The sequence below is a fragment of the Desulfomarina profundi genome, from assembly GCF_019703855.1.
Lineage (GTDB): Bacteria > Desulfobacterota > Desulfobulbia > Desulfobulbales > Desulfocapsaceae > Desulfomarina > Desulfomarina profundi.
The window spans coordinates 146949-171399 of record NZ_AP024086.1 but is presented as its reverse complement, the minus strand read 5'-3'; the positions used below and the strand labels follow the sequence as shown (position 1 = coordinate 171399).

20 protein-coding genes and 2 pseudogenes are annotated in these 24451 nt (G+C 45.8%); 13 read left to right on the top strand and 9 right to left on the bottom strand.

All coding sequences use genetic code 11. The annotated features are described in order from the left end of the window. Positions 1-165 precede the first annotated feature (165 nt). The 3 genes and pseudogenes from glnD to LO777_RS00765 all read right to left on the bottom strand — a co-directional run bounded on the left by glnD (position 166) and on the right by LO777_RS00765 (position 4412). Positions 166-2748 (bottom strand): [protein-PII] uridylyltransferase, encoded by a 2583-nt coding sequence (gene glnD / locus LO777_RS00775; protein ID WP_228855690.1) that lies wholly within the window; start codon positions 2746-2748, stop codon positions 166-168. Between the two features lie 3 nt (positions 2749-2751). Beyond that, on the bottom strand, positions 2752-3090 hold the full coding sequence (locus LO777_RS00770) for a P-II family nitrogen regulator (protein ID WP_228855689.1): 339 nt from the start codon (positions 3088-3090) through the stop codon (positions 2752-2754). A 102-nt stretch (positions 3091-3192) separates the two neighbouring features. Continuing rightward, positions 3193-4412 (bottom strand): annotated as a pseudogene (locus LO777_RS00765) (ammonium transporter). A gap of 514 nt (positions 4413-4926) precedes the next feature. Here LO777_RS00765 and mtnA point away from each other — a divergent pair. Next, positions 4927-6060, top strand: coding sequence for an S-methyl-5-thioribose-1-phosphate isomerase (mtnA, locus tag LO777_RS00760; RefSeq protein ID WP_228855688.1), 1134 nt, complete (start codon positions 4927-4929; stop codon positions 6058-6060). Then, positions 6057-6326 carry a hypothetical protein gene (locus tag LO777_RS00755; protein ID WP_228855687.1) on the top strand — a complete coding sequence of 90 codons (270 nt, stop codon included), beginning with the start codon at positions 6057-6059 and terminating at the stop codon, positions 6324-6326. The genes mtnA and LO777_RS00755 overlap by 4 nt, the downstream gene beginning before the upstream one ends. A 130-nt stretch (positions 6327-6456) precedes the next feature. Here the strand turns inward: LO777_RS00755 and LO777_RS00750 are convergent, their stop codons facing one another. Both LO777_RS00750 and LO777_RS00745 read right to left on the bottom strand, forming a co-directional pair. Continuing rightward, a complete protein-coding gene (locus LO777_RS00750) occupies positions 6457-7866 on the bottom strand; it encodes a mannose-1-phosphate guanylyltransferase/mannose-6-phosphate isomerase (RefSeq protein ID WP_228855686.1) in 1410 nt (469 codons plus the stop codon). A gap of 181 nt (positions 7867-8047) precedes the next feature. Then, the gene (locus tag LO777_RS00745) at positions 8048-9406 is read right to left on the bottom strand and encodes a phosphohexomutase domain-containing protein (protein WP_329955639.1); all 1359 of its coding nucleotides are present in this window, start codon (positions 9404-9406) and stop codon (positions 8048-8050) included. 131 nt (positions 9407-9537) lie between these two features. Here LO777_RS00745 and rfbA point away from each other — a divergent pair, with 131 nt between their 5' ends. Together rfbA and rfbD are read left to right on the top strand one after the other, a co-directional pair. After that, complete coding sequence (gene rfbA / locus LO777_RS00740; RefSeq protein ID WP_228855685.1) at positions 9538-10416, top strand: glucose-1-phosphate thymidylyltransferase RfbA; 879 nt, start codon at positions 9538-9540, stop codon at positions 10414-10416. Between the two features lie 159 nt (positions 10417-10575). After that, positions 10576-11460 carry a dTDP-4-dehydrorhamnose reductase gene (gene rfbD / locus LO777_RS00735; protein ID WP_228855684.1) on the top strand — a complete coding sequence of 295 codons (885 nt, stop codon included), beginning with the start codon at positions 10576-10578 and terminating at the stop codon, positions 11458-11460. Here the strand turns inward: rfbD and LO777_RS00730 are convergent, their stop codons facing one another. The 3 genes from LO777_RS00730 to LO777_RS00720 all read right to left on the bottom strand — a co-directional run bounded on the left by LO777_RS00730 (position 11461) and on the right by LO777_RS00720 (position 13245). Further along, positions 11461-11850 (bottom strand): PilZ domain-containing protein, encoded by a 390-nt coding sequence (locus LO777_RS00730; protein ID WP_228855683.1) that lies wholly within the window; start codon positions 11848-11850, stop codon positions 11461-11463. 18 nt (positions 11851-11868) lie between these two features. After that, positions 11869-12465: a UPF0280 family protein gene (locus tag LO777_RS00725; protein ID WP_228855682.1), complete on the bottom strand. Its 597-nt coding sequence runs from the start codon at positions 12463-12465 to the stop codon at positions 11869-11871. 183 nt (positions 12466-12648) lie between these two features. Then, the gene (locus LO777_RS00720; protein ID WP_228855681.1) at positions 12649-13245 is read right to left on the bottom strand and encodes a CvpA family protein; all 597 of its coding nucleotides are present in this window, start codon (positions 13243-13245) and stop codon (positions 12649-12651) included. A 118-nt stretch (positions 13246-13363) separates the two neighbouring features. Here LO777_RS00720 and LO777_RS00715 point away from each other — a divergent pair, with 118 nt between their 5' ends. Together LO777_RS00715 and mutM are read left to right on the top strand one after the other, a co-directional pair. Further along, entirely contained in the window at positions 13364-14047 is a 684-nt protein-coding gene (locus tag LO777_RS00715) for a 4'-phosphopantetheinyl transferase family protein (RefSeq protein WP_228855680.1), read from the top strand. Between the two features lie 66 nt (positions 14048-14113). Next, positions 14114-14974, top strand: a complete 861-nt coding sequence (gene mutM, locus LO777_RS00710; protein WP_228855679.1) for a bifunctional DNA-formamidopyrimidine glycosylase/DNA-(apurinic or apyrimidinic site) lyase — start codon at positions 14114-14116, stop codon at positions 14972-14974. Positions 14975-15002: 28 nt separating this feature from the next. On the opposite strand, the gene LO777_RS00705 is transcribed toward mutM, so the two are convergent. Then, positions 15003-16208: a molybdopterin molybdotransferase MoeA gene (locus LO777_RS00705; protein WP_228855678.1), complete on the bottom strand. Its 1206-nt coding sequence runs from the start codon at positions 16206-16208 to the stop codon at positions 15003-15005. Between the two features lie 627 nt (positions 16209-16835). On the opposite strand from LO777_RS00705, the gene LO777_RS00700 reads away from it, so the two are divergent. The 7 genes and pseudogenes from LO777_RS00700 (at position 16836) to LO777_RS00665 (ending at position 24450) form a co-directional block, all read left to right on the top strand. Beyond that, complete coding sequence (locus tag LO777_RS00700) at positions 16836-17594, top strand: DUF4114 domain-containing protein (protein WP_228855677.1); 759 nt, start codon at positions 16836-16838, stop codon at positions 17592-17594. Between the two features lie 600 nt (positions 17595-18194). Further along, positions 18195-18931: pseudogene (gene cysQ, locus LO777_RS00690) on the top strand (3'(2'),5'-bisphosphate nucleotidase CysQ). 17 nt (positions 18932-18948) lie between these two features. Next, on the top strand, positions 18949-20661 hold the full coding sequence (locus tag LO777_RS00685) for a bifunctional sulfate adenylyltransferase/adenylylsulfate kinase (RefSeq protein WP_228855674.1): 1713 nt from the start codon (positions 18949-18951) through the stop codon (positions 20659-20661). A gap of 29 nt (positions 20662-20690) precedes the next feature. After that, the gene (locus LO777_RS00680; RefSeq protein ID WP_329955765.1) at positions 20691-21878 is read left to right on the top strand and encodes a glycosyltransferase family 2 protein; all 1188 of its coding nucleotides are present in this window, start codon (positions 20691-20693) and stop codon (positions 21876-21878) included. Then, positions 21857-22675, top strand: a complete 819-nt coding sequence (locus LO777_RS00675; protein ID WP_228855673.1) for a polysaccharide deacetylase family protein — start codon at positions 21857-21859, stop codon at positions 22673-22675. Before LO777_RS00680 ends, LO777_RS00675 begins: the two co-directional genes overlap by 22 nt. Before the next feature lie 24 nt (positions 22676-22699). Beyond that, positions 22700-23830: a glycosyltransferase gene (locus LO777_RS00670; RefSeq protein ID WP_228855672.1), complete on the top strand. Its 1131-nt coding sequence runs from the start codon at positions 22700-22702 to the stop codon at positions 23828-23830. After that, positions 23827-24450 carry a PEP-CTERM sorting domain-containing protein gene (locus LO777_RS00665; RefSeq protein WP_228855671.1) on the top strand — a complete coding sequence of 208 codons (624 nt, stop codon included), beginning with the start codon at positions 23827-23829 and terminating at the stop codon, positions 24448-24450. Before LO777_RS00670 ends, LO777_RS00665 begins: the two co-directional genes overlap by 4 nt. Position 24451 lies beyond the last annotated feature (1 nt).

The following is a 24451-nucleotide window of genomic DNA, read 5'->3' as shown; positions in this document are numbered from 1 at the left end:
GATTTTGCCTGAACCCCATATAAGGAACGGCCCGGCATCCGAGTCAAAAAATATTTACCATTACATAACATTTTTGACAGTTTCTGCAAGAAAAATCAATTTTTATTACAAGTTTGTCATTTTTCACACGTGCTCCAACCATTTATGGACAGGCACCAACTCACCTCAACTGGCCATTTGGCCCACTGAATACAGCAATCCCTGAGTTATTTCCTGCCGAAATTCCTCGTCAAGCAGTTTTTTCCCCCGGCTGTCGAGAACGTAAAACACATCAATCAACTGGCCCACCTCGGTGGCAATGTACGCCTTATGGATATTAATACCGAAATCAGCCAGGGTTTGGGCAATTCGATAGAGATGCCCCGGAAGATCAGCCGAATAGACCTCCACCACTGAATAAATATCAGAACTGTTATTATCAATAACAACTTTGGTGGTCACTTCACCTGCCAACTCGCGCTTTCTGCCGTAAACTGAGGAAAGTTTCCTGTAAAGGCGGTGCCCGAGCCCCAGCCTGTGACTGATAGCTTTGTCCAGATCCTCATTCAATCCACGCCAGTCTTTCTCCTGAAAGTCAAGCCCGTCCGTCGGTCGAACATCAATCACATCCACCACGGTGCCGTCATCCCAGGTAAAAATCTGTGCTCTGACAACCTCAAGATTATTCAGGGCCATCACTCCGCATATTTTGGCCAGCAGGCCCGGACGGTCAAACGACATGATCAGAAGAGACCAGCCATCTTCACTCTCAACGGCCCTGACAAGCGACTTCTGTCGCAACAGCTGATAATGATCCCTGTGGTTGAGCACATGGTCTACGATGACTTCAGGCTCAAAGGAAAGCATATAATCAGCAGACAGGGTAGCCACATCCACGCGCAACCCTTTTTCTTTTGCCAACAGCTTCCCAACCTGCCCTCTCAGCCATTCAACTCCCTGTTCAACATGATCCTCCAACTCAACACCAATCTCCCCACGCCCCCGGTGGGCAAAATCAAGATAGGGATAGACTTTCAGGTACAGCTCTTCCATCAAAGCAGCCTTCCAGGATGACCAGGCGGACGGCCCGGTCGCCTTCGAATCGGCAACGGAAAGCAGATACAGCATGGAAAGCCTGTCAAGACTGCCTATGGTCTCGGCACATCTTCGGAGAAAAAGCGTGTCATTGAGATCCCTTCTCAGGGCATTTTCGGGAATAAAAAGATGATAGCGCACCAGAAACTGCAAGCCGTCACACTCGGCCCCATTGAGCCCCAGCCGCTTGCCAACCTCCATTGCCACTCCGGCCCCTTCAATACTGTGGTCACGCCCCGACCCCTTACCGATATCGTGAAGAAGCGCACCAAGATACAACACTTTCAGTGATCTTACATTTTTAAAGACTCTCCCCATCTCTTCCTGCAACTGCTTCAGCTCGGCGACGGTCTGCAGTGAATGCCTGTCGACAGTATAAATATGATATACATCATATTGAGAGAGGGTAACAATCCTGGAAAATTCGGGTATGCAGGCGGTGAGAACTCCGGTCTCCAGCATGGTTTCCAGAACCGGAAAAATATCTCCTGCTTCAAGAAGAATATTCACAAATGCCTTCGTCAGACGAGGTGAACCACACACCTTCCCGTCAATCAGCCCCAGGTGCCCGGCAATCATCTTTCTGGTCCGATAATGCAGTACCAGACCGGTCCGGGCCATCACCAGAAAGAGGCGCACCAGGATATGGGGTTTGGCCCGCAACTGATCAATACCGGCAGTGAGATGAATCTTTCCCTTGCGGATCTCAATACCTTTTTCAACATTCTTGTCCTTGATTCCTCTCACCTTCGCAGCCAGGCCAAGGACTTCATCCACATGATCAAAAAAGAGATCCGTAATAACTGCAATATTCTGCAGGGCGGCATAGATATCCCGCATGAAACTCTCAACCCCGAGCACTCCACTGCGGCTACGGTAACCAAAAACCGCGGCCGCGTCCTCCTGCTGCTCAAAATAGAGCTGCTCGTTTTTCCTTCTGCTCTGGCTGTGAAGATAACCACGCAGACGTGTGAGCATCTGCCGGGAACCAACGAACTCTTCCCTTTCTTCATCCAGGAGCAGCCCGGCTCCGCACATATCATCAAGTCCATCAAGCCCGAAAACCATCTTGGCTGTCCAGAACATGGCCTGAATATCTCTCATCCCACCCCGACTTTCCTTTATATTCGGCTCGAGAAGATAACCATGACTACCGAACCGCTTTTGACGGACAGCACGATGTTCCTTCATCAGAACAACAAAATCTTCACGCCGACCATCAACAAAACGTTTTCGATAGACCTTCATCAGCTTGGAAAAGAGCTGCTCATTACCACAGACAAGACGACTGTCCAACAGGGCAACACGTGAAAAATATTCTTCCCGGGCCTGGGCAACAGACTCTTTCACCGTGCGAACACCATGACCAACTTCAAGACCGAGATCCCAGAGCGGATAAAGAATCCCGTCAGCAATACTGTTCACCCTGGAAGACCTGCCCTTGTAGAGAATCATAAGGTCAATATCGGACCGGGGGAACAACTCACGCCGTCCATATCCCCCAAGGGCAACAAGTGCGACAGAATCTTTACCGTCCACTTCAAGAGAGTCAAAACAGCGTACAATAAAATGATCTACGAGATCGCTGTATTCAAGGAGCAGCTGATCACTCCCCAGCCCTTTTGCCCACTGTTGTTCCAGGGGTTCTCTTTTCTTTTGAAACTCGGCAACCATCCGCTATACCGCGTCCCGATCTTCCTCCCCGGTACGAACGCGAACAACCCGCTCAACCGGCAATACAAATATTTTTCCGTCACCGATTTTTCCGGTATTGGCTGCATTTCTGATCTTATCCACAACCTGATCCACCTGCTCAGCGGCAACGACAATTTCCATCTTCACCTTGGGAATAAAATCAATAATATATTCGGCACCTCTGTAAATTTCAGTATGCCCTTTCTGACGTCCATACCCCTTAACCTCGGATACCGTCATCCCGGTTATACCGATCTCGTTCAAAGCATCTTTCACATCATCCAGCTTGAACGGTTTTATAATTGCTTCAATTTTTTTCATATCAACCTTTCATTTTTCATCAAACCCGTCAGCACAAACTCCCTGACGGGATAGTCAGGATTTCTGCCATAAAAACATACCACAGAAACCCCACACCATGCACTAATTGTTGTAAGCGGTTTCTGAATGTTCTGTGGAATCCATACCTTCCACTTCGGCATCCTCCTCAAGACGCATTCCCATCACGGAATGAATAACTTTAAAAAGAACCCAGCTGACAATAAAGGCATAGAGAGCCACTGCCACAATACCGACACATTGATAGTACAGTTGAGCCACATTTCCGGCAAACAACCCGTCAGCACCATCGGGATTAACACTTTTGGAAGCGAAGAGGCCAAGACAGAATGTACCCAGTATCCCACCAACTCCATGAATCCCCACGACATCAAGAGAATCATCCAGATTAAACCTGCTTTTGGCACTTACTGCCAGAAAACAGCAGAGCCCGGCAAGACATCCAATAACAATCGCCGCATTAGGGCCGACAAAACCAGCCGCAGGAGTAATAGTGGCCAACCCGCTGATCGCCCCGGAGGCAGCCCCAAGGGTCGTGGCCTTCCCCAGGGTCAGCCATTCCATAACCACCCACATAAACATCCCCGCCATTCCAGCCATATGGGTGGCGACAAAAGCTGTTGCAGCAATTTCATTGGCCGCCAGAGCAGAACCACCATTAAAACCGAACCAGCCAAACCAGAGCAGCCCCGTCCCCAGCATGGTCATGGGCAGATTATGGGGCATGAAATTAGTTTTACCATACCCCCGTCTCGCACCGATCACAAGCACACCAGCGAGGGCGGCTGCACCGCATGTGGCATGAACCACCAGGCCGCCGGCAAAATCGAGGACACCAAGTCCGGCCAGCCATCCGCCTTTGCCCCACACCCAGTGACAGACAGGATTGTACACAAGAATTGTCCAGAACAATGAAAAAATCAGAAAAGGAACAAACCTGACCCGCTCAGCGAAGGCTCCTGTAATCAGAGCCGGAGTGATTATAGCAAACATGCACTGATAAATCATAAAAACTGTCTGGGGAATTGTTGTGGCGTAATCAGGACTGGGGCACTGGTCACTCCGCTCAATCCGAACAAGGACAAATTCCCGACAAAACCACCCACATCGGGACCAAATGACATGGAATACCCCAGATAAACCCACTCAATCGAAACCAGGGATATCATTATCAGACTCTGCATAATAGTCCCGAGAACATTCTTTCTCCGAACCATGCCACCATAAAACAACGCAAGTCCCGGTGTCATCAACAACACCAGACCTGCGGATGCCAGGATAAATGCGGTATCCGCCTTATTCATTCAATTCACCTCAATAGTTCTGTTTTTTTATTGGCCTGCGACCCGACCAGACCGGAAGTCACAATTTCACACATTTTCACATTCTTCTTAATCCCGACAACAACGCCGTTCAAAAGAAAAACAGAAACAGCATTAAATCACTTTTGATTACATTATTGTAAATTTAATTGTTTTTTGCAACATAAATGTAAATTTAATTGTTATATCCCCCTCCCCGGGTACCTACTTTTTCACAACCTTTTTCCAAGAGGAGAAGTTTACATTTTTCTCACCAACCAGTATGCTGATTACATATGGGTGCCCATGCATATCATTCACGAAATTGCTCCAGACTAGACAACTATCTGTCCAGAAATGAGATTTTTTGTTCGAGTTCAGGTAAGCGTAGACTCCGAGGAGCATAGGAAAATAAAAAGCCCAGCATATTAGACATATGTGAGCATTTTTATTTTTCGTAGCGACGTAGAAATCGGGCAAAAAGGCCATTTATGGACAGGCAGGGGACAAGGTACATATGATTGTAAACGGGAAGCATTACAGAACCATCTGGCCAAATCCTGAAAACAGGACTGAAATTATCATCGTCGACCAGAGAAAACTCCCCCATCTCTTTGTCACGGAAACTCTGCGAACTGTAGAGGATGCCATCACTGCCATAAAAGAGATGCATGTCAGAGGTGCGGGACTGATCGGTATCACAGCAGGTTATGGTATCTATCTCGCCGCACTGGCTGCCCCCGACAACTGTTTCGATAAATGCATCAAGAAAAATTCCACCGAACTTGGCAACAGCAGACCAACAGCCAGAAACCTGAAATGGGCGGTTGAAAGAGTATGCAGGGCAATGGAGACGGTCAACACACCAGAGCAGAAACGGAAAATCGCTTTTCAGGAGGCAAACAATATTGCCGACGAAGATGTTTTCTTTTGCAGACAAATCGGCAAACACGGCCTTGAAATCATAAGGAAGATAAGGAACCAGAAGAAAGGAAAAACTGTCAACATCCTCACCCATTGCAATGCTGGATGGCTGGCCTTTGCAGATTATGGCAGTGCGACTGCTCCAATATATGCGGCCAGGGACGCCGGGATCAACATCCATGTCTGGGTTGACGAAACCCGCCCCTGGAACCAGGGTGCCAAACTGACGGCATGGGAATTGCAACAGGAAAAAATAGACAACACCCTTATCTGTGACAATACGGGAGGACACCTCATGCAGCATGGCCTGGTTGACCTGGTCATTGTCGGCACTGACAGGACTACTCATACCGGGGATGTGGCAAACAAGATCGGCACCTACCTCAAGGCCCTTGCTGCCTATGACAATAATATCCCGTTTTACGTGGCCCTACCCTCCTCCACAATTGACTGGACACTTGACAATGGCATGGAAATTCCTATAGAACAAAGAACAGGGGAGGAAATCACAACGATAACCGGAATGGACAACAATAATTCAATATCCACTATTTCCCTGGCAGCTGACGGGACACAAGCTGCCAATTACAGTTTTGACATAACTCCCGCCCGCCTGATTACGGGTCTCATTACGGAAAGGGGTATTGTTGCAGCAGAAAAAAACGCAATCCACAACCTTTTTCCCGAAGGTGGGCAGATCAACAGACAGGAACAGGGGATATCATGAAACAGCGAGAGCAGAGAAAATTTATCCGTTACGATGCGCTGCACCTTCTCGATTATGTTGTTCTGAATGAAAACGGCGACACCTGCGAATATTCCATGGGAAGGACGATGGATGTGAGCGTCGACGGCATCAAGCTGGAAACCGTTTATCCCCTGAAAACCAACACCAGACTTCTCATCACAGTAGGCCTGGAGGATGATCTTGTCGACCTGGAAGGAAGGACAACCCACGCTTCCCCCATGAAGGCCGATATATATCAGGAGTAGTCTTCCTGAAAATTTCAAAAAACGGCAGACGTGTCTTTACAAAATACGTCGAGGCATTTCGCCGCAGAAGGGCAGAGTTGGAAAAGCAGCTGAAAAACAGCTGAAACCCTCAAATACCCAGACTGCAGCTCTATTCCTGCCGCCCGTACACATCTTCAAAACGGACAATATCATCTTCCCCAAGATAACTGCCGATCTGCACTTCAATCAATTCGAGATCAATCACTCCCGGATTTTCAAGGCGATGTCGGGTTCCCACCGGAATATAGGTTGACTCGTTTTCATGAAGCAATATCTCACGATCCCCGTTAACCACTTTTGCCGTCCCCGTTACAACCACCCAGTGTTCATAGCGATGATGATGCATCTGCAGGGAAAGTTTCGCTCCAGGGCTCACCGTAATTCGTTTTATCTGAAACCTTGGTGACTCTTCAAGCACCGTGTAACTTCCCCAGGGCCTGTAAACTGTTCGATGAAAACTGAACTCTTTTCGTCTTTCCTTTTTCAGGCGGGTTACAATTTTTTTCACATCCTGCGAACGTGAAAGCGGAGCCACCAGCAGAGCATCGGCAGTCTCAACCACAAGAGTATCTTCCAACCCCACTGTGGCGATCAGCATCTCCTCAGCCCGGACCAGGCAGTTTTCCGTGTCTTCCAGCAAAACATTTCCCTGGGTGACGTTACCAGAATTATCCTTATCGAGAATATCCCAGAGGGCCTGCCAGGAGCCGATATCGCTCCAACCGAGATTTTCGGCCACCACCATGGCAACTTTATCACTCTTTTCCATCAGGGCGTAATCTATGGAATCAGCAGGACACCTCCCCATTGCATTTTTTTCAAAGCGGAAGAAACGATCATCGACTTCACCCCTCTCCACGGCTTCGGCCATGCAACCATACATTTCCGGTCCATGTTTTTCCATCTCTGATGCAAAGGTTGCTTCAGAAAAAGCGAACATACCGCTGTTCCAGAAATAGCTCCCTTCCTCCAGGTATTTACGGGCCAGCTCTATCCCCGGCTTCTCCTTGAACGATTGGATTCTTTGCCCATCGCCTCCTTCGATATAACCATAACCGGTCTCAGGACTGGTCGGTTTTACACCAAACGTCACAACATATCCCTCATCAGCCAAAAGTACGGCCCGCTCTACTGCATCATTAAAAATATTCTGATTCATAACGACATGATCCGCCGGGAGAACAAGAAAGACAATATCCTCTTCCATCCCGTTGCAGAAATGCACGGCACCACAGATCGCCGGAGCAGTATTCCGACCCATGGGTTCAAGGAGTATGGTATACTCATTATATCCATCCAGCTCATCAATCTGTTTCCTGGTAATAAACCGGTGCTCCTCACCCACGACAACAACAGGAGGCAGAATATCAGGCAACTGACTGACCCGCAAAAGGGTGGTCTGCAGCAGTGAGGTGTTATCAGTGAGCTGCAGAAGCTGCTTCGGATAGAGCTCCCTGGACAATGGCCACAGCCTTGAACCGACCCCTCCTGCAAGTATTACTGGTTGTATTTTTTTCACGGTTTTCCTCAATTATTTAATGATGGACTCGTAAAAACTCCGATCTACTGCGTTGTGGGGTGATCGTGTAATGCTCGACGTACCATATGTACGCCTGCGCTTACACGACACCGCCACGCCTTGTATATCGAAGTTTTTCCAGAGTCCATCTGAGAACGTTGAACGACTTTTTACGAGATCATCATTTAATGAATTTTAATAATTCTTCCGTCTTCCGCTGCAACAGGTCAATATCACCCCTGGTTTCGACATTGAGGCGAAGCATCGGCTCCGTATTGGATTTTCGTATATTAAAACGATACTGTGGAAACGAAATACTGAGACCGTCAGTATAATCTTTTTCACCATCATTGTAAGCCTGTTCAATGGTGGCAATGACCCTGTCAGGGTCTTCAACCCGACTGTTGATCTCCCCGGAAACAGGATAGGCAGCCACACGATCTTTCACCAGTTCTGATAATTTTTTCCCGCTGCTGCTTAACAGGGAGGCAATAAGCAGCCATGGCACCATTCCGGAATCACAGTAGCCAAAATCTCTAAAATAGTGATGGGCCGACATCTCACCGCCATATACACTGTTTTCAAGGCGCATTTTTTCCTTGATAAAGGCGTGGCCGGTTCTTGTCATCACCGGAACCCCTCCGTGTTCTCTTACAAGTTCCTCTGTATTCCAGGTCAAACGTGGATCATATAGAATTTTTGCCCCGGGTTCCCGCTTGAGCATCTCCATGGCCAGCAGGCTTACTATATAATATCCTTCAATAAACCGACCTTGCTCATCCCAGAAAAAACAGCGGTCAAAGTCCCCGTCCCAGGCAATACCCATGTCCGCGCCATGGCGCCTGACCATTTCAGCCGTTTCTGCTCTTTTCTCGGGAAGCAGTGGATTGGGCACTCCTTTAGGGAAGCTGCCGTCCGGTTCATGGTTTAGCCTGATAAAGGTGAAGGGCAGATCCGGCTCCAGCATATCAATAATAGGACCGGCACAACCATTTCCGCCATTGACAACAATTTTAAAGGGTTTGAGGGTGTTCCTGTCGATGTATCCAAGGAGATGATTCCTGTACCGCTTTTTTATATCAAGTGTTTCCACTGTTCCGCGACGCCCTGTCGGAGCCGGCAGTGATTCCGTCACAATCATCTCGGCCATTTTTTCAAGACCAGACTCGCCTGTTACCGGACGCGCACCCCTCAAAACAAACTTCATTCCATTATAATCGGCTGGATTATGACTGGCTGTAACAATGACTCCCCCATCAACCCCTTCGCTCTCCATGCTGAAAGTGCCATGATAAATTTCCTCTGTACCGCACAAGCCGAGATCAAGCACATGAGTTCCCATGTCCTGCAATCCTTCAGCTAGTGCCGCTGCCAGATCAACACTGCTTAACCTTATATCCCTGCCGATCACGACTTTTTTCAATCCATAGAGTGCAGCAAAAGCGCGGCCTGTTTTTCGGGCCAGTTCAACATTCAGTTCGTCGGGCACGCGCCCCCTGATATCATAAGCCTTGAAACAGGACGGGAGAGACAGTTCCATTTTTTCCTTCCTTTTTTATTACCTCTCATTATATTCATAGCAGTTTTCCTGTGAAAACAAATAAAACCACGCCTGACAACAAAAAGCAAAGACTATCACTGTCAACATAAAAACAATCCATCTTACTGAATATGAAAGGAATAATACTCGCAGGAGGCTCCGGCACAAGGCTCTACCCCCTCACCAAGGCCATTTCCAAACAGATGATTCCGGTGTACGACAAACCGATGATCTACTACCCGCTGTCAGTGCTCATGCTTGCGGGTATACGGGAAATACTGATTATTTCAACCCCCCATGATCTTCCGGGATTCACCGGGCTTTTCAAAGACGGTTCCCATTTGGGGCTCTCTATCAGCTACGCTGTTCAACCAAGACCTGAAGGGCTGGCCCAGGCCTTTCTGATCGGCAGGGAATTTATCGGAAATGACTCGGTCTGCCTTATTCTCGGCGATAATATCTTTTTCGGCCCCGGTTTTTCCGCCATTCTCCAGGAAAGCGCCAAACTGACCACCGGCGGGCAGATCTTCGGCTACCTGGTCAAAGACCCGGAGCGATATGGCGTCGTTGAATTTGACAGAAACAACAAGGTCATAGGTATAGAGGAAAAACCGGAAAAACCAAAATCAAAATACGCCGTACCAGGTCTCTATTTTTATGATAACGAGGTCATAACCATTGCTGCGCAGGTTAAACCTTCCGCCAGGGGAGAACTCGAAATAACTGATATTAACAACGAGTATCTGAAGCGAGGCAGTCTGCAGGTCAAACCCCTGGGACGGGGATTCTGCTGGCTGGACACCGGCACCCATGAATCCCTGCAGCAGGCATCCAGCTACGTTCAGGCAGTGCAGGACAGGCAGGGTCTCAAAATTGCCTGTATTGAGGAAATCGCCTATCAACTGGGTTATATTACCCTTGATGAGATGGCCGCTCAAGCTACGGATATGCTGAAAAACCAGTACGGTCAGTATATCACGGATATTGTAGCTGAAGAAAAAATGAAATAAACCGACATGACCGGCCTTTAGGGCTTGGCAATTTATGCCCTTTGGGTATTTATGCCCTTTGGGTATTTATGCCCTTTGGGCACAACAGAGTAATGAAAATCCAACTGCGGCAAAACAACCTTCGGCGGTGAGATTTTCAGATAAGTTACAGGAAAACATATGAAAATTGTAATAATTGGTACAAACGGACAACTCGGATCAGACTGCGCCACTATTCTCGGCACAACCCATGAAACCATCGGCTGCGATATCCCCCTCGTTGATATCACCAATCCTGACAGCATTGGTCCATTTCTGGATGATATCAAACCAGAGGTCATAATAAACTGTGCGGCGTACACAGCAGTTGATGGCTGCGAGAAGGAGACCTCACTGGCCTGGAAAGTCAATGCCGAAGGCCCGGGCCATGTGGCAAAAACAGCCGAAAAACTGGGAAGCAGGCTGATACATATCTCCACCGATTATGTTTTTGATGGCAACAGAACCGTACCGCAACCGTACCTGGAAACCGATGAACCCAATCCCCTGTCCCAATACGGCAAATCAAAGCTGGCGGGAGAAAAAGCTGTGCTTGCCTGCGAGAAGGACGCGGTCATTCTTCGAACAGCCTGGCTGTATTCAGCCACCGGAAAAAACTTCCTGAAAACCATGTTGAAACTTGCCGTAACCGATCCGAACAGAGAGCTGAAGGTTGTCAACGACCAGTTCGGCTCACTCACCTGGTCATATACCCTGGCCCAGCAAATCGAAAAACTGCTGGATTCCGAACTCACCGGCATCATGCACACCACAGCGGAAGGGTATTCAAGCTGGTACGAGGCAGCCCGATATTTTCTGGACACAATGAAGGTCCCATATTCCATGCGCCCCTGCACTACGGCCGAATACCCGACCCCAGCCCACCGTCCGGCAAACTCCATTCTGGAAAACAGCGTTTTAAAAGAAGAAGGACTTTCAGTATTTCGAAGCTGGCAGGAGGATATCGACAGGTTTGTAGAAAAACACGGGGAAACACTGCTTGAGGAAGCAAAAAAAGACGAATAATCAACCGGTTGAATTACTGGCCACCTTATAGCCGCATTTTTCCACCAGCAGCTCAACGGTTTTCACAATTTCCGGTGACGAATCAACTATCTGAAAACCCACCCGAAAAAAATCCGAATCGTCCTCCCGACTGCACCATCTGCTGGTTGCGGAAATAACTACTTCCCTCCTGTCCAATACAACTGCCGGCAGACAGAGGCGAAGCCTGTAATCCTCTCCGGCCGCAACCGGGTCCTCGCAGAGCAGCAGCATGCCCCGGGTGGATATATCAACCAGGTGACCAACGATTCTTGTGCTTATACCATCAAAAACACGTAAATAGAACGTGATCCTCTCCCGACCTTCCTGTCTCTGGTCGTTTTTATTGTGAATGGTTTTTCCCGCCACCACAACTGCACTCCAGTTCTTTTATTTTTCTATTTTAATCAACTCAACCTGACCTGCTGCTCCCATCAGTTTATCACAAATTACAACAACTCCCAAAACACCTTCTATGGCAAGGCCTGTCTCCAGCACTTTTTTTATGCCAAAATCCCTTGCTTCCCCCTGCTCTCTCACCTCATTACCCAGTCGTGTGGCCACCGCATCTGCCAGAGGCGTTGATTGTGAAATAACTGTCACCGAATCGGCCCTGCCAAAGCTGAGTGAATGCCCAACAGTCCCCGAGGAGGTGCAGATACCAAGGGGCATTTCCCGGGGCGACAGCCGAAGCCCGACCTTATTGCTCAACGGGGATTCCCCGGCATAAATTGCAACCCTGCATTCGGTGGTGCGATGCAGAAACAGATCACCGCCATTTTCCACCATGACTTGCCCGCAACCCATCCTCAGTAACTCTTTTCCAACGTATTCGGCAATAACACCGGCCACAGCCGCCATAGGTCCCACAGTGGCTGTTCGGCCCGCCTGCAGCATATCTTTGATAAGAGGCGGTGCCAAATCATCAGAGGGAAGAGGAACCAGGGAATGGAGAAATTCAGGGTGTTCCACAATATAAGCTTCCACCTGGGTTCTGAACTGCAGGGCAAGATTTTCGGCCGGAGCAGTAACATCCCTGTCAGCAAAAATATGCAGATCCGTGTCCTTTATTTTGACAAAGGAAGGAACAAGGTCGGATGAATCGAAAAAAGAGCGATAGTGACGTTCCCGATAGGAACCAGGAGTTTTTTTTTTTGCGTTTTGCCGCCATCAGTTTTCAGTCTGCTTTTCAATGCCCTCTTCCCCGTCATCCGGAGCCAGGTATTCCCTGACTGTGTCCATGGAGATTGCAGGCTTCTTCTGAATGAGTGCCTTTCGCACATCTTCATCACGGATAAACTGCCGGGTTATGTCTGCCGCATCATTCAAGACATCGCAGGTCACACATTTTCGCAGCATGGGGTTTTCCGGAGCCAGGATTGTTCCCAGAATCATATGGAGCAACACTACAAGGATCAATCCCTTGGCAAACCCCACCAGTCCCCCGAGAAAACGATCAAACCACCCGGCAATGGTAAGTTGAATGACATAGGTCAATAATTTTCCGACAAGCATTACAATTATATAAGTGGCTATAAAAAGGATGACATAGCTGGTGAGAAAAACAACCTTGGGATTATCGGAAATATCTTTCAAAATCGGGAAGATCAGCTCATTATACTGCCCTGCGGCAAAATATCCGAAGTAGAGGGCAAGCAAACCAGTCACCTGCTTCAAAAGGCCCAGCCAGATACCGCGACCAATCAGTAAGGCGAAAAGACCGAGAACAACAAGGTCATAGGCAGTCATACCTGTATACAGTTTCATTCATTTCCTCTTTAAGGATTGATAAACGGAGCCTTTACCATTATTCTGAATCTTCAAAAAGTAGCATGAACTGTTGAAACTGCAAGTTTTTTTATTCTTCTCACCTGGAACACAGCCGATGTCTGCAGATATTGTCCAACATGAAATTCGTGATTTCATCGACGAGATCCCTGCATCCGTTTCCTGCCCGCCTGTAATTCTCAAATTACAGGAGGACACTCCCCGTAATAGAAAGGCCCTTCATGAAAATGAACTGGCAAGGCTCGACAGTTACAGACTCACCAAACGACGACGGGAATATCTCACGGGCAGGATCTGTGCAAAAGAAGCAGTACTCATTTACCTGCATGCCTGCAATCTTCCACCTGTTTCTGCCGACAAAATAGAAATTGTCAATCGTGAAAACGGTCACCCCGCTGCTCTTCTGCATCCATTGCCGCACCTTGCCGCCCCCCATATTTCCATCAGCCACAGTAAAGAGATGGCAACAGCCATTGCCTCTCCCTGTCCCTGCGGAATAGACCTGCAGAAGATTGAAAAAAAACTCCTCAAAGTAAAAAAAAGATTCTGTTCAGAATCGGAACTGGGACGTCTTGCTGAGATTGCAAAAGAAAACGAACTCAACACACTCGCCCTCCTCTGGTGTGCCAAGGAGGCCATTCAAAAACGGTTCGGTCATAATACCATGCTTGGCTTTTCGGAAATCCACCTGCAACAGTGTGTTCAGATAAAAATAAAGCCCCACCGTTTCTTTCAACTCAAATTCTTCCTGTCAAAAAAGCAAGCCCCCCTCCTACCATAACTGTGGTTGCTGCAACATTTTCCGACTACGCTCTTGCCTTAACCACCCGCACGAAGGAAGAAAACAATGCCTGAACTCCCGGAAGTTGAAGTTATATGCCGAGGTATACGCCCCCTTATCCTGGAAAGAACTGTAATGGGGATCCGGGGTAGTGGTAAAAAATTGAGAGCTACGGTGCCGGTTGATGATCTGAAAAATTCTTTATCCGGCGACACGATCAGCAAGGTGACACGACGGGCAAAATATCTTGTAGTTCATTTTCAATCTTCTGCTCTGCTTATTTTTCATTTCGGCATGACCGGTAACCTCGGTATTTTTTCCCCCGAAACACCAACCGCCAAACATGATCATCTCCAACTCCTTTTCGATAATAATACTGAGCTGCGGTTCAACGACACCCGCCGATTCGGTTCAATCCATCTTCTCCGGGACAAAACACCCGATGAGCTGGAAAACTCATTCTTTAAAACCACGGGACCTGAACCGTTTTCAGAGGAATTTTCCCCTGAATACCTGCACACCCTGGCTCGCGACAGAACTCTGCCGGTAAAATCTTTTATAATGACAAACAGTGTCGTAGCGGGTATCGGCAATATTTACGCCAATGAAAGCCTGTTTGCGGCGGGCATTCATCCAGCCAGTCAAATCGGTTCACTGTCCCTGGAACAATGGCAACTACTGACCATTGAACTCCGCTCAGTACTCAAACATGCCATCGACTGTGGCGGTTCGACTATAAGTGATTTTGTTAACGCCGGACAGGAAAGCGGCTATTTTCAGGTGAACTTCAAGGTATACGGACGAGCAGATAAAAACTGTTCCGACTGTAACAACCAGATAAAAAAGATGACTATTGGTGGCAGGGCAAGTTTTTACTGCCCCACCTGTCAAAAGCTGAACTCCATAAAGGGTTACTTGAAACCGTGAGCTGAAGAGGTGAAATCACAAGATGAATTTAAGCCAGACAAATTTCGACCATCTCTCCTTTTTTAAAAAATAACTGCCCGGCAGACAACATTATATAACAATTTGGCGACTCATCCCTGTCTGCCAGACGTACATAACACTTTCCATCGCGCAGCTCCAGAACACCATCTTTAAAACAGAGCAGGTCACTGCGTTTCACAGGAATATCATGCTCAAGATATGCTGTTGTCTTCCTGGGGAGTTGTTCTTTTAATCCCTGTAATGAAAAAACAACAGGTACAACCAGCAGATTAAACAGAGTCTGCACCGCATAGGGTGGTCCCGGCAACCCAAAAAACAGTGTTTTTCCCAGAGTACCAAACAGAACTGATTTTCCCGGTCGCATTCCCAGTTCCGTAAAAATCAAATTACCACCGGCCTCAAGAAATAATTTTTCAACAAGATCATATTTCCCCGGTCCCATTCCACCCGTACTGATCAATACATCAACATTACTTTTTTTTGCTGCCAGAAAACAATCCAGCAGGCTTTGCCGGTTATCCGGGATAATCCCAAAATCTTGACACGGAATTCCTATTGAATCCAAAAGCCCTCGAAGTAATAATGAATTTGATGAAATTTTCTGACCATTCTCCAGATCCCTTTCATTCATATGTCGCAATTCACTTCCCGTACAGAAAAAACCGACAACAGGTAAGGTCGCAACATCGATTTTTTGGACACCACAGGATGCCAGGTGGGCAAGATGTCCCGCCTGCAACAGAATTCCCCGACCAACAAGAACATCCCCTTCAGAAATATCAGCTCCCTTTCTTCGAATATAGATATTCCAGGATAACTTCTTTTTCTCCACCAGAATGTCTCCATCAACTTCCCTGCAATCCTCGTGGGGAATAACTCTGGAACCCCCCTCAGGCACACAGCCACCTGTCATAATCCGGCATCCCGTCCCTGCCCCCAACACCTTTCCGTAAGGGCTTCCGGCGGGAATTTCACCGGTAATCCGATACCGCTGGACGGATTCTCCATGCCCTGTGGTCTCCGCAATCACATAACCATCGCGGACCGATTCATCAAACAGGGGACGTGGGAAAGAGGCAGTTACCGAAGCAGAGCTCACCCGCCCCAGCCCGTCCTCAAGTCCAATCATCTCAGAGGACATCGGTTTTAGGACCCTGAAAAGAGTTCTTAACACTTCCTGGTAACAACACTCATTCTGTTTCATGTCGTTCATAACGGGATCCCGGCAAAAAGCACATATTTTTTATCCTAAACCCTGAAAAATTGTTTTATTTACACAGATATGCATACCATAACACATGATTCAACTCAACTGACAAAAAAAACCATTGCCTCCTTGACTTTTCAAAGCTGAATTTGATACCATTTCAATAGTAGTGTTCTCCAATAAAATCTCACCTTTTTCCACAAATACGGAAAATACTTCCGGTTTCACTGAATTAATCCTTCTTTTTGTGAGAAAATAATTCAGATTTCTCTCTTCTGCACAAAATATGTAAAAAAACAACCATTTCGAAAACAATAGTATCTTGTTGATATTACAAAACTATTCAACATAGGTATTTCCACCTATCGAATTCTTGATTCAACCATCTCCCTTTCCGCCAACCTTGAGTTGCACTACGTTACAGGTGAACAACCGGCAACTCATTCCTATGCCACAATGCGGTACATAATCTTTTGTGCAGCAAACAACTCTCATAAATGGCACACAACTTGCTTAGCATTTTGCAAGGAGACATAATGAAAGCTCGATTCTCAACTGGACTCCTTAAAAAAACTGGGGGGGCTTTTCTAAGTCTATAAAGATTTGTTAATTATCCTTTTTATGGAGAGAGAAATGAAAAAAACATTACTGAAAAGCACACTGCTAGGTGCTACTGTGTGCTTGATCGCAACCAATGCAATGGCTTTGCCTTTGGGCGGTACTCTGCAAGGTGCTTTGGACGCTCGTACGCTGGGAGGCACTTCTTCAGTCGATGTGACGACGGACATGATTGCAGACAATACAGACAGTTCATGGCACATCACAGCATCTGGGGGAAGTGTGGCAACCCTGCTTTTTGAATTTGCGAGTTATGCCAATACAACAAGTTTTGGCATTTATGATTTAAATGACCAAAACAACCGGCTTGAACTGTTTGAAGGAACAGACCATGGTGGCAGTCCCCTCAATGGCGCCTTGACATCCTTATATCAATTTGGAACTTCGTTTTCTACAGACGCAGGTTTTGACCCAGCTCAAACTGAAACTTTTTCGTCTACCAGTTTTGGATACTATTTGGATGTTTCTGCTACAGGAAATACATATTTCAGTGACACTCTACTGAACACTGACCAATATGATCACATGTTTGCATACCAGGGAACAGGTGATCAATTTTCTGTATTCAACAACGGATACTATGCAGAATGGACGAGTAATGAATACATTCTGGCATGGGAAGATTTATATGGTGGTGGAGATCAAGATTTTACTGATTTTGTCGTGATGGTTGAATCGGTATCACCTGTTCCTGAACCGGCCACCATGATGCTTTTCGGTGCTGGCCTGCTGGGTCTTGCCGGAATATCCAAGAGAAGAAAGTCAAAAAAATAATCACACTAAACACTGTGTTGTATAGCTGAAAAACCTAGAACACAAAAGGGCCGAACTAAATCCAGTTCGGCCCTTTTGTGTTCCTGCCCTAGCCGATTATTTGCAAAACTAGCGATTTTTGTCCATTTCAGCAATCCAAACCTGTAATTCTTTCTGAAAAAACTCTGTTTTCGCAAAACTCAAATGCGTTTCAAAACTATATTACTAACAATTTGACGATGTATTTTCTGCCTCTGGCAAATTGATCAAGAAAATTTCTAAAGAGCTCCTGATACACAATATTTCATTACAAAATCATTCTGTAATTTCGGTAACAAACAATACCATTTGACTTTATTCGAACTACTGTGATATTAAACAGTTTAATACTGGAGGACAGAAAAATGTGTTTCAGACGTTTTTTTGTAGAATCATTCTTCAGCAAACATTTCTCGAATAGGACGAAAAATTTTTTGTTTTAAGGGCAACCTGGAAATCAATCCCCGTATCAGCAATAGTGCAACCATCAATCGGACTACAAAACTCATAGTGAATGAAATACAGATAAAGAAATATTTATTTCAAGCTGTACAGGCATCTCTACTGGCTGCAACAAAAATCATGGCTGTTTATGCGGGTTCGGATTTTGCCATAGAAGAGAAGCCTGACCACTCACCACTGACGGAAGCCGACCAGCAAGCGCACCAGGTAATTGTCTCAATACTGCAGAAAACATCAATCCCCATTCTCAGCGAAGAAGGGAAAAAAATACCGTATGAAGAACGAAAAGACTGGGACTGGCTATGGATTGTGGACCCCTGGACGGAACCAAGGAATTCATAAAACGAAACGGTGAATTTACTGTAAATATCGCCCTTATTCATAACCATTTCCCTGTTTTCGGCATAATTTATGCACCAGTTTTACAGCAACTCTACCTGGGGGGTAAACACTTCGGCAGCTACAGTTGTCAACTTGAGCCCGATAAATTGCCGGAGAATTTAGACGTCCTCCTGGAAAACTGTGTGAAACTTCCGCTCCAGATTCCACGTTCTTCTTATACTATCATGGCCTCACGCTCCCACGCCACACCTGAGCTACAGCAATTTGTAGAAAAAAAACGAAATGAAAGAAAGGAAATTACGCTTATCAGTTCAGGCAGTTCGATTAAAATCTGCAGAGTTGCTGAAAACATCGCCGACATCTATCCACGGCTGGGACCTACCATGGAATGGGACACTGCAGCCGGACAGGGAATTGCAGAAGGTGCAGATCGCGAAGTAACAATCTGGGAAACAGGCAAACGACTGAGCTATAACCGCGAGAATCTGCTGAATCCGTGGTTTGTAGTCAAATAACAATACCTCCTTTATCAATGAAATACCTTCATATTGCCCATGGCGGAAAACTGGTCAATCTCATTGTCGACAAAAGCAGAGCAGAGACCTTAAAAACGCTCTCCAGAAATCTGGAGAGCGTCACTCTACCGGATCCTTCCATCAGTGATTTGGAACTTTTAATGAATGGTGGCTTCTCACCTCTGAAAGGTTTCATGAACAAAACTGATTACGAATCAGTCCTTGATCGTATGCGACTGGGGAACGGTACTCTCTGGCCAATTCCAATTTGTCTCGATATCTCTGAAAAAGAAGCAAACACTTTTAACGTGGGGCAATCTGTTGCCGTTCGAGACAGTGAAGGGTTCATGCTGGCCATCATGCATATTGAGAATATATGGCCCATTGACAAAGAACGTGAAGCTGAAATCCTTTTTGAGACACAGGACCATACACATCCCGGCGTAAATCATCTTTTTAACAAAAAAGGCACCCATTACATGGGCGGCCCTCTCGAAGGAATCCAGCTTCCCCTGCATTCCGCATTCAAACGCTATCGACACACCCCTGCAGAATTGAGGAACCTTTTCAAAAAAATGGGCTGGAGGCGAATCGTCGGCTTTCATACAAGGAACCCATTGCACAGAGCCCAATACGAAATGACACTGCGTGCAATGGCTGAAGCAAAAGCCAGCCTCCTCCTGCATCCTGTAACAGAACAGATCAGATCAAGAGAAATTGATTATTTTACCCGAATCCATTGCTATCTGGATATCGCAAAATATTATCCTCCCAACATGATGCTTCTCAGCTTACTGCCACTATCCATGAGAATGGCCGGTCCACGGGAAGCTCTCTGGCATGCAATCGTCAAAAAGAATTATGGCTGTACACATTTTATTTTAGGCCATGGTCATGCCGACCCGGGTGATGAAAAAAACAACACGCTGCAATATAAGCCTGAGGAAGGCAGAAAACTGCTGAACAGGTTTGCCAAAGAAATAGGTATAGAAATCGTTTCTTTTGAACAGATGGTCTACCTGTACGAAGATGACATCTATGTTCCAAACAACGAAATTCCCCCGGACAGCAAACCAATGACCCTGTCCAACGACGAATTTCATGAAAAAATGAGAACCGGCAGAAGAATTCCCGAATGGTTCACCTTTCCCGAGATTGTTGAAACTATCCGTCATGCGTACCCACCCAGACACAAACAGGGTTTTACAATATTTTTAACCGGTCTTTCCGGGGCAGGAAAATCCACTATTGCTAAAGTTCTTTACGCTCGGTTTATGGAAATTCGCTCGCGTCCTGTAACACTGCTTGACGGTGATATTGTCCGTATGAACCTTTCCAGTGAACTGGGTTTCTCAAAAGAACATCGGGATATCAATGTGCGCCGGATTGGTTTTGTGGCAAGTGAAATTACAAAAAACCGTGGAATCGCAATATGTGCACCGATTGCCCCCTACACCTCAACCCGACGACAGATCAGAGAATTAATTGAAAGCTACGGAGGATTTATTGAAGTCCACGTCGGCACACCTCTTGACATTTGCGAAGGAAGAGATAGAAAAGGCCTGTACGCCAAAGCCCGGGCAGGTATTATCAAAGGTGTAACAGGCATCGATGACCCATATGAAGCACCCGATAATCCGGAAGTTTTTATTGACACATCCGATATGACACCAGATGAGTCCGTTCAGGAAATTCTCCTGTTCCTGGAAAGAGCCGGCTATACAAAATAATCAAAACTGACTGACAATGAGCCCATTTTATCCACCACGGAGAATCAGCAATACAGTATGACAACCAAAATACTGTTTTTCATATCACTAGCTGTTATTTTATATACTTACCTGGGGTATCCGTTCGTTCTTTACGTTCAATCGAAGCTTTTTCCACGTTCTGTTGCCAGGAAATATCCCAAATATCCCCGCAAGTTTCCGTTATTATTGCAGCTCGAAATGAAGCGTCGAAAATTGAGGGCAGAATTAAAAACCTGCTGAAACAGGATTATCCCCCGGAAAAATATGAAATAATCGTTATTTCTGATGGTTCAGATGATGGGACAGAAGAAAAAGTACGGAAAATCGCAAGTGAGCAGACTGGCTTTCTCCCAAAAATATCCTGCTATGAATACACACCGTCACAGGGAAAACCAACAGCCCTGAATACCGGTATTACAAAAGCTGCCGGAGAAATCATAGTGTTTACCGATGCAAGGCAGCTTTTTGCCGAAAATGTCATCACTGAACTTGTAGCAAATTTCTCCGACCCGGAGATTGGGGGAGTCAGCGGCGAACTCATTTTTGTGAAAGACGGAACAAGCAATATCGAAATTCAGATGGGAGCGTATTGGCAGTATGAAAAAATGATTCGTAAGATGGAAAGTAATACCGGTTCTGTTGTGGGAGTGACCGGAGCTATTTATTCCATTCGCAGGGAATTGTACCAGCAATTGCAGAACACTGCTATTCTAGATGATGTTATGGTACCGATGAACATTGTCATGCAGGGGTATCGAGTTATTTTTGATTCATCTGCTGTTGCTTATGATGTTTTTTCAAAGAATACAATACAGGAATGGCATAGAAAAGTTAGGACACTGGCAGGAAACTGGCAAATGCTCAGCCTTAATCCTGCCCTTATGGTTCCACGTCTGAATCCTTTATGGTTTCGTTTTTTATCCCATAAGATCGCCCGTATTATTGTCCCTTTTTTCCTTATCCTTCTTCTTGTAACAGGCATGTTGCAGAAAGATGTCTACTATAATTATTTTACCGTGCTGCAGTTATTGTTCTATTCTGCGGCGCTGATCGCATTTCTCATACCATCTACCAGGAATTTTTTTATTTTTCAAATCAGTTATTTTTTCTGTGTTCTCAATCTCGCTGCACTCAAAGGTTTTTTTATCTGGATCACAGGCGGGTGTAAGACCATATGGACAACAAACAAGTCATAAGAAATTGTCACATGCAGAATGTTCCAGTGCTCATGTATCACGCACTGGAAGATCAGGATCATCCTGCCCACGCAAAAGACCCGGGTGAACAACTGTATATACTGCATAAAGATACTTTTTACAGCCAGATGAAGTATCTGTTTGAAAATGCTTTCAAGGTATTTTTACTCGAGGACCTGCTGCAACTGGAGCAGTGGCCTGAACATGCAGTGGTTCTGACCTTTGATGATGGGCATGAATCAAATTATACTATCGCCCTTCCTGTCCTGGAACAATTCGGGTTCAAGGCCCATTTTTTTATAACAACTGATTGGATAAACACTCCAGGTTTTCTAAACACAACAGAAATTCTGAAACTTGTTGAAAAAGGGATGAAAATTGGTTCTCATGGAACGAGCCATTCATATTTCAATGAGATGGAATTACCCCGGGCAGAAAAGGAATTGGCACAGTCAAAGCTACTCCTCGAACACTGCACTGACAGTTTAATAACTTCTTTTTCAGCTCCGGGTGGGAGAATGAATGCCAACACAGTAAAAATTGCTGAACGAATTGGATACAACCTCCTGTGCACTTCCGAATTTGCTCTCTTTACGCTGAACAACAAATTTAGACCTGTTCCACGCATACCAGTCAAAGCCGGTATGGATATGGCCGTTTTTAAAAAAATCGTTCACAAAGACGCCAATTTGATACAGAGATACAAGCTGAAATCTTCTATCCTTTCTTCCCTGAAAAAGTTACTGGGAAACACCTTTTATGAAAAACTTCGCATCACATTGCTCAACAGGAAATAAGAAACCAACCTGCCCATTCGAACAATGCGTATACTACAGTTAATCAGCAGTGTTTTCTTTTTCGGCGCAGAACGGGTAACGGCAGAACTCTCTTCAGCCCTGTCGCATCATGGCGCCACAGTCCATGTCGGAATACTTGCTGTCAACGATGATCTTGAAAATATTTTCAAAAAAGTAATCAATAACAGTAAGGTAACTGTTATTCGATTCAACGGTCAGGGCACACTCAATCTCAAGACAATACGCAGCATCAGCCAATATCTCAAAAAAAACAAGATAGATATTGTGCACTGCCATGGATATAAATCAAATTTATACGCTCTCTTTGCCCGATATCTCTCCCAGTCATCCCCTCTTCTCATAGCAACCAATCACAACTGGATAGGTACTACCAGCAGGGAGTTTTTTTATCAAAAAGTTGACGCCATAACTTTGAGGTTTTTCGATAAAATCATCGCAGTATCAACAGATGTAAAACAGCAGATGATAGAGGCTGGAATCAAGGCTCAGCAAATATATATTATTGATAACGGCATAAACGTAGAGGACCCGGCCTTTAAAACACCAGCAACTGAAAGTAGACTATTGCTTGATATAGCACAGGATGATTTTGTCATAGGGAATATAGCCAGGCTTACGCCTGAAAAAAATCACCTTGCATTGCTCCACGCACTTGCCAAGTTTAAAGAAACAGCCAATTTAAAACTGGTTCTGGTTGGAGACGGGCCTGAGTACGAGACAATCAAAATGACGGCCAGATCGCTTGGAGTGAAAGACCAGATAATAATGACCGGTAACCGTGATGATGCCCGTAAATTGTACAGTGCCTTTGATATTTTCGTTCTCTCCTCAACAACAGAAGGGTTGCCCATGGTTCTGCTTGAAGCAATGGCTGCCGGAATTCCAATTATTTCCTCTCAAGTAGGAGCTGTTCCAAATATTATTCGAGATGGGAAAAACGGGCTGCTGTGGATGCCCGATAAACCTGGAGAACTTTATGAAGCGATAAAAACGTTATATAAAGACAGTCACCTTCGAAAACAATTCGCAGAAACTGGAAAGGAAACAGTCAGACACTCTTTTTCCAGCTTTTTCATGGCAGAGGAGTATTACAAACAATATAAGCATTGCGTAATGGAGGAGGGGGGGAAATGAATAAATATATCGTCTGTATGCTGCTGTTATTTATTCCATATCAGGCTCAGGCCACACCATTCTCAATTGAATTCACCGGAGTAACCGCTCAATTATTTGATACTCCAGGATATCTGGAAGAAGGTCATGGTGCTGGATCAGCAATTTCTTTCGGTGGTCCGGCTGCCATGAATATCCGTGGTGGAGCGAGGCAATTTGCAGTGTCCTGCAGAACCTTCATACAGTATGTATCAGCAGATTTTTTTATCTATGACATGGCAGCGTCTTTTTATGAATCAAGTGATGGTTTCATGGCTGACTTCACATATATTTTTTATGGGAATACCATAGTAAATGATGATTTAAGAGGTACTGTTCCCGACATCTCAAGTGCAATAAAACACAGTAATGTAATCAGTCTGTTTGGAGATGGATCCCATGAACAGGTTGCCTCAGAACCTCTTGAACTGTGGCTCACACCTGGTACTTACTGGTTGGGCATTGAAGGTGGACCTGCTAGAGGTTTATGCTATGGTTCAAATATTCAATTAAGCGGCTACCCTGTTCCAGAACCCGCTGCCATGCTTCTCTTCATCATGGGAATATTTTTCCTGGCCACATCAATAAAAAAGAAGTACTGAA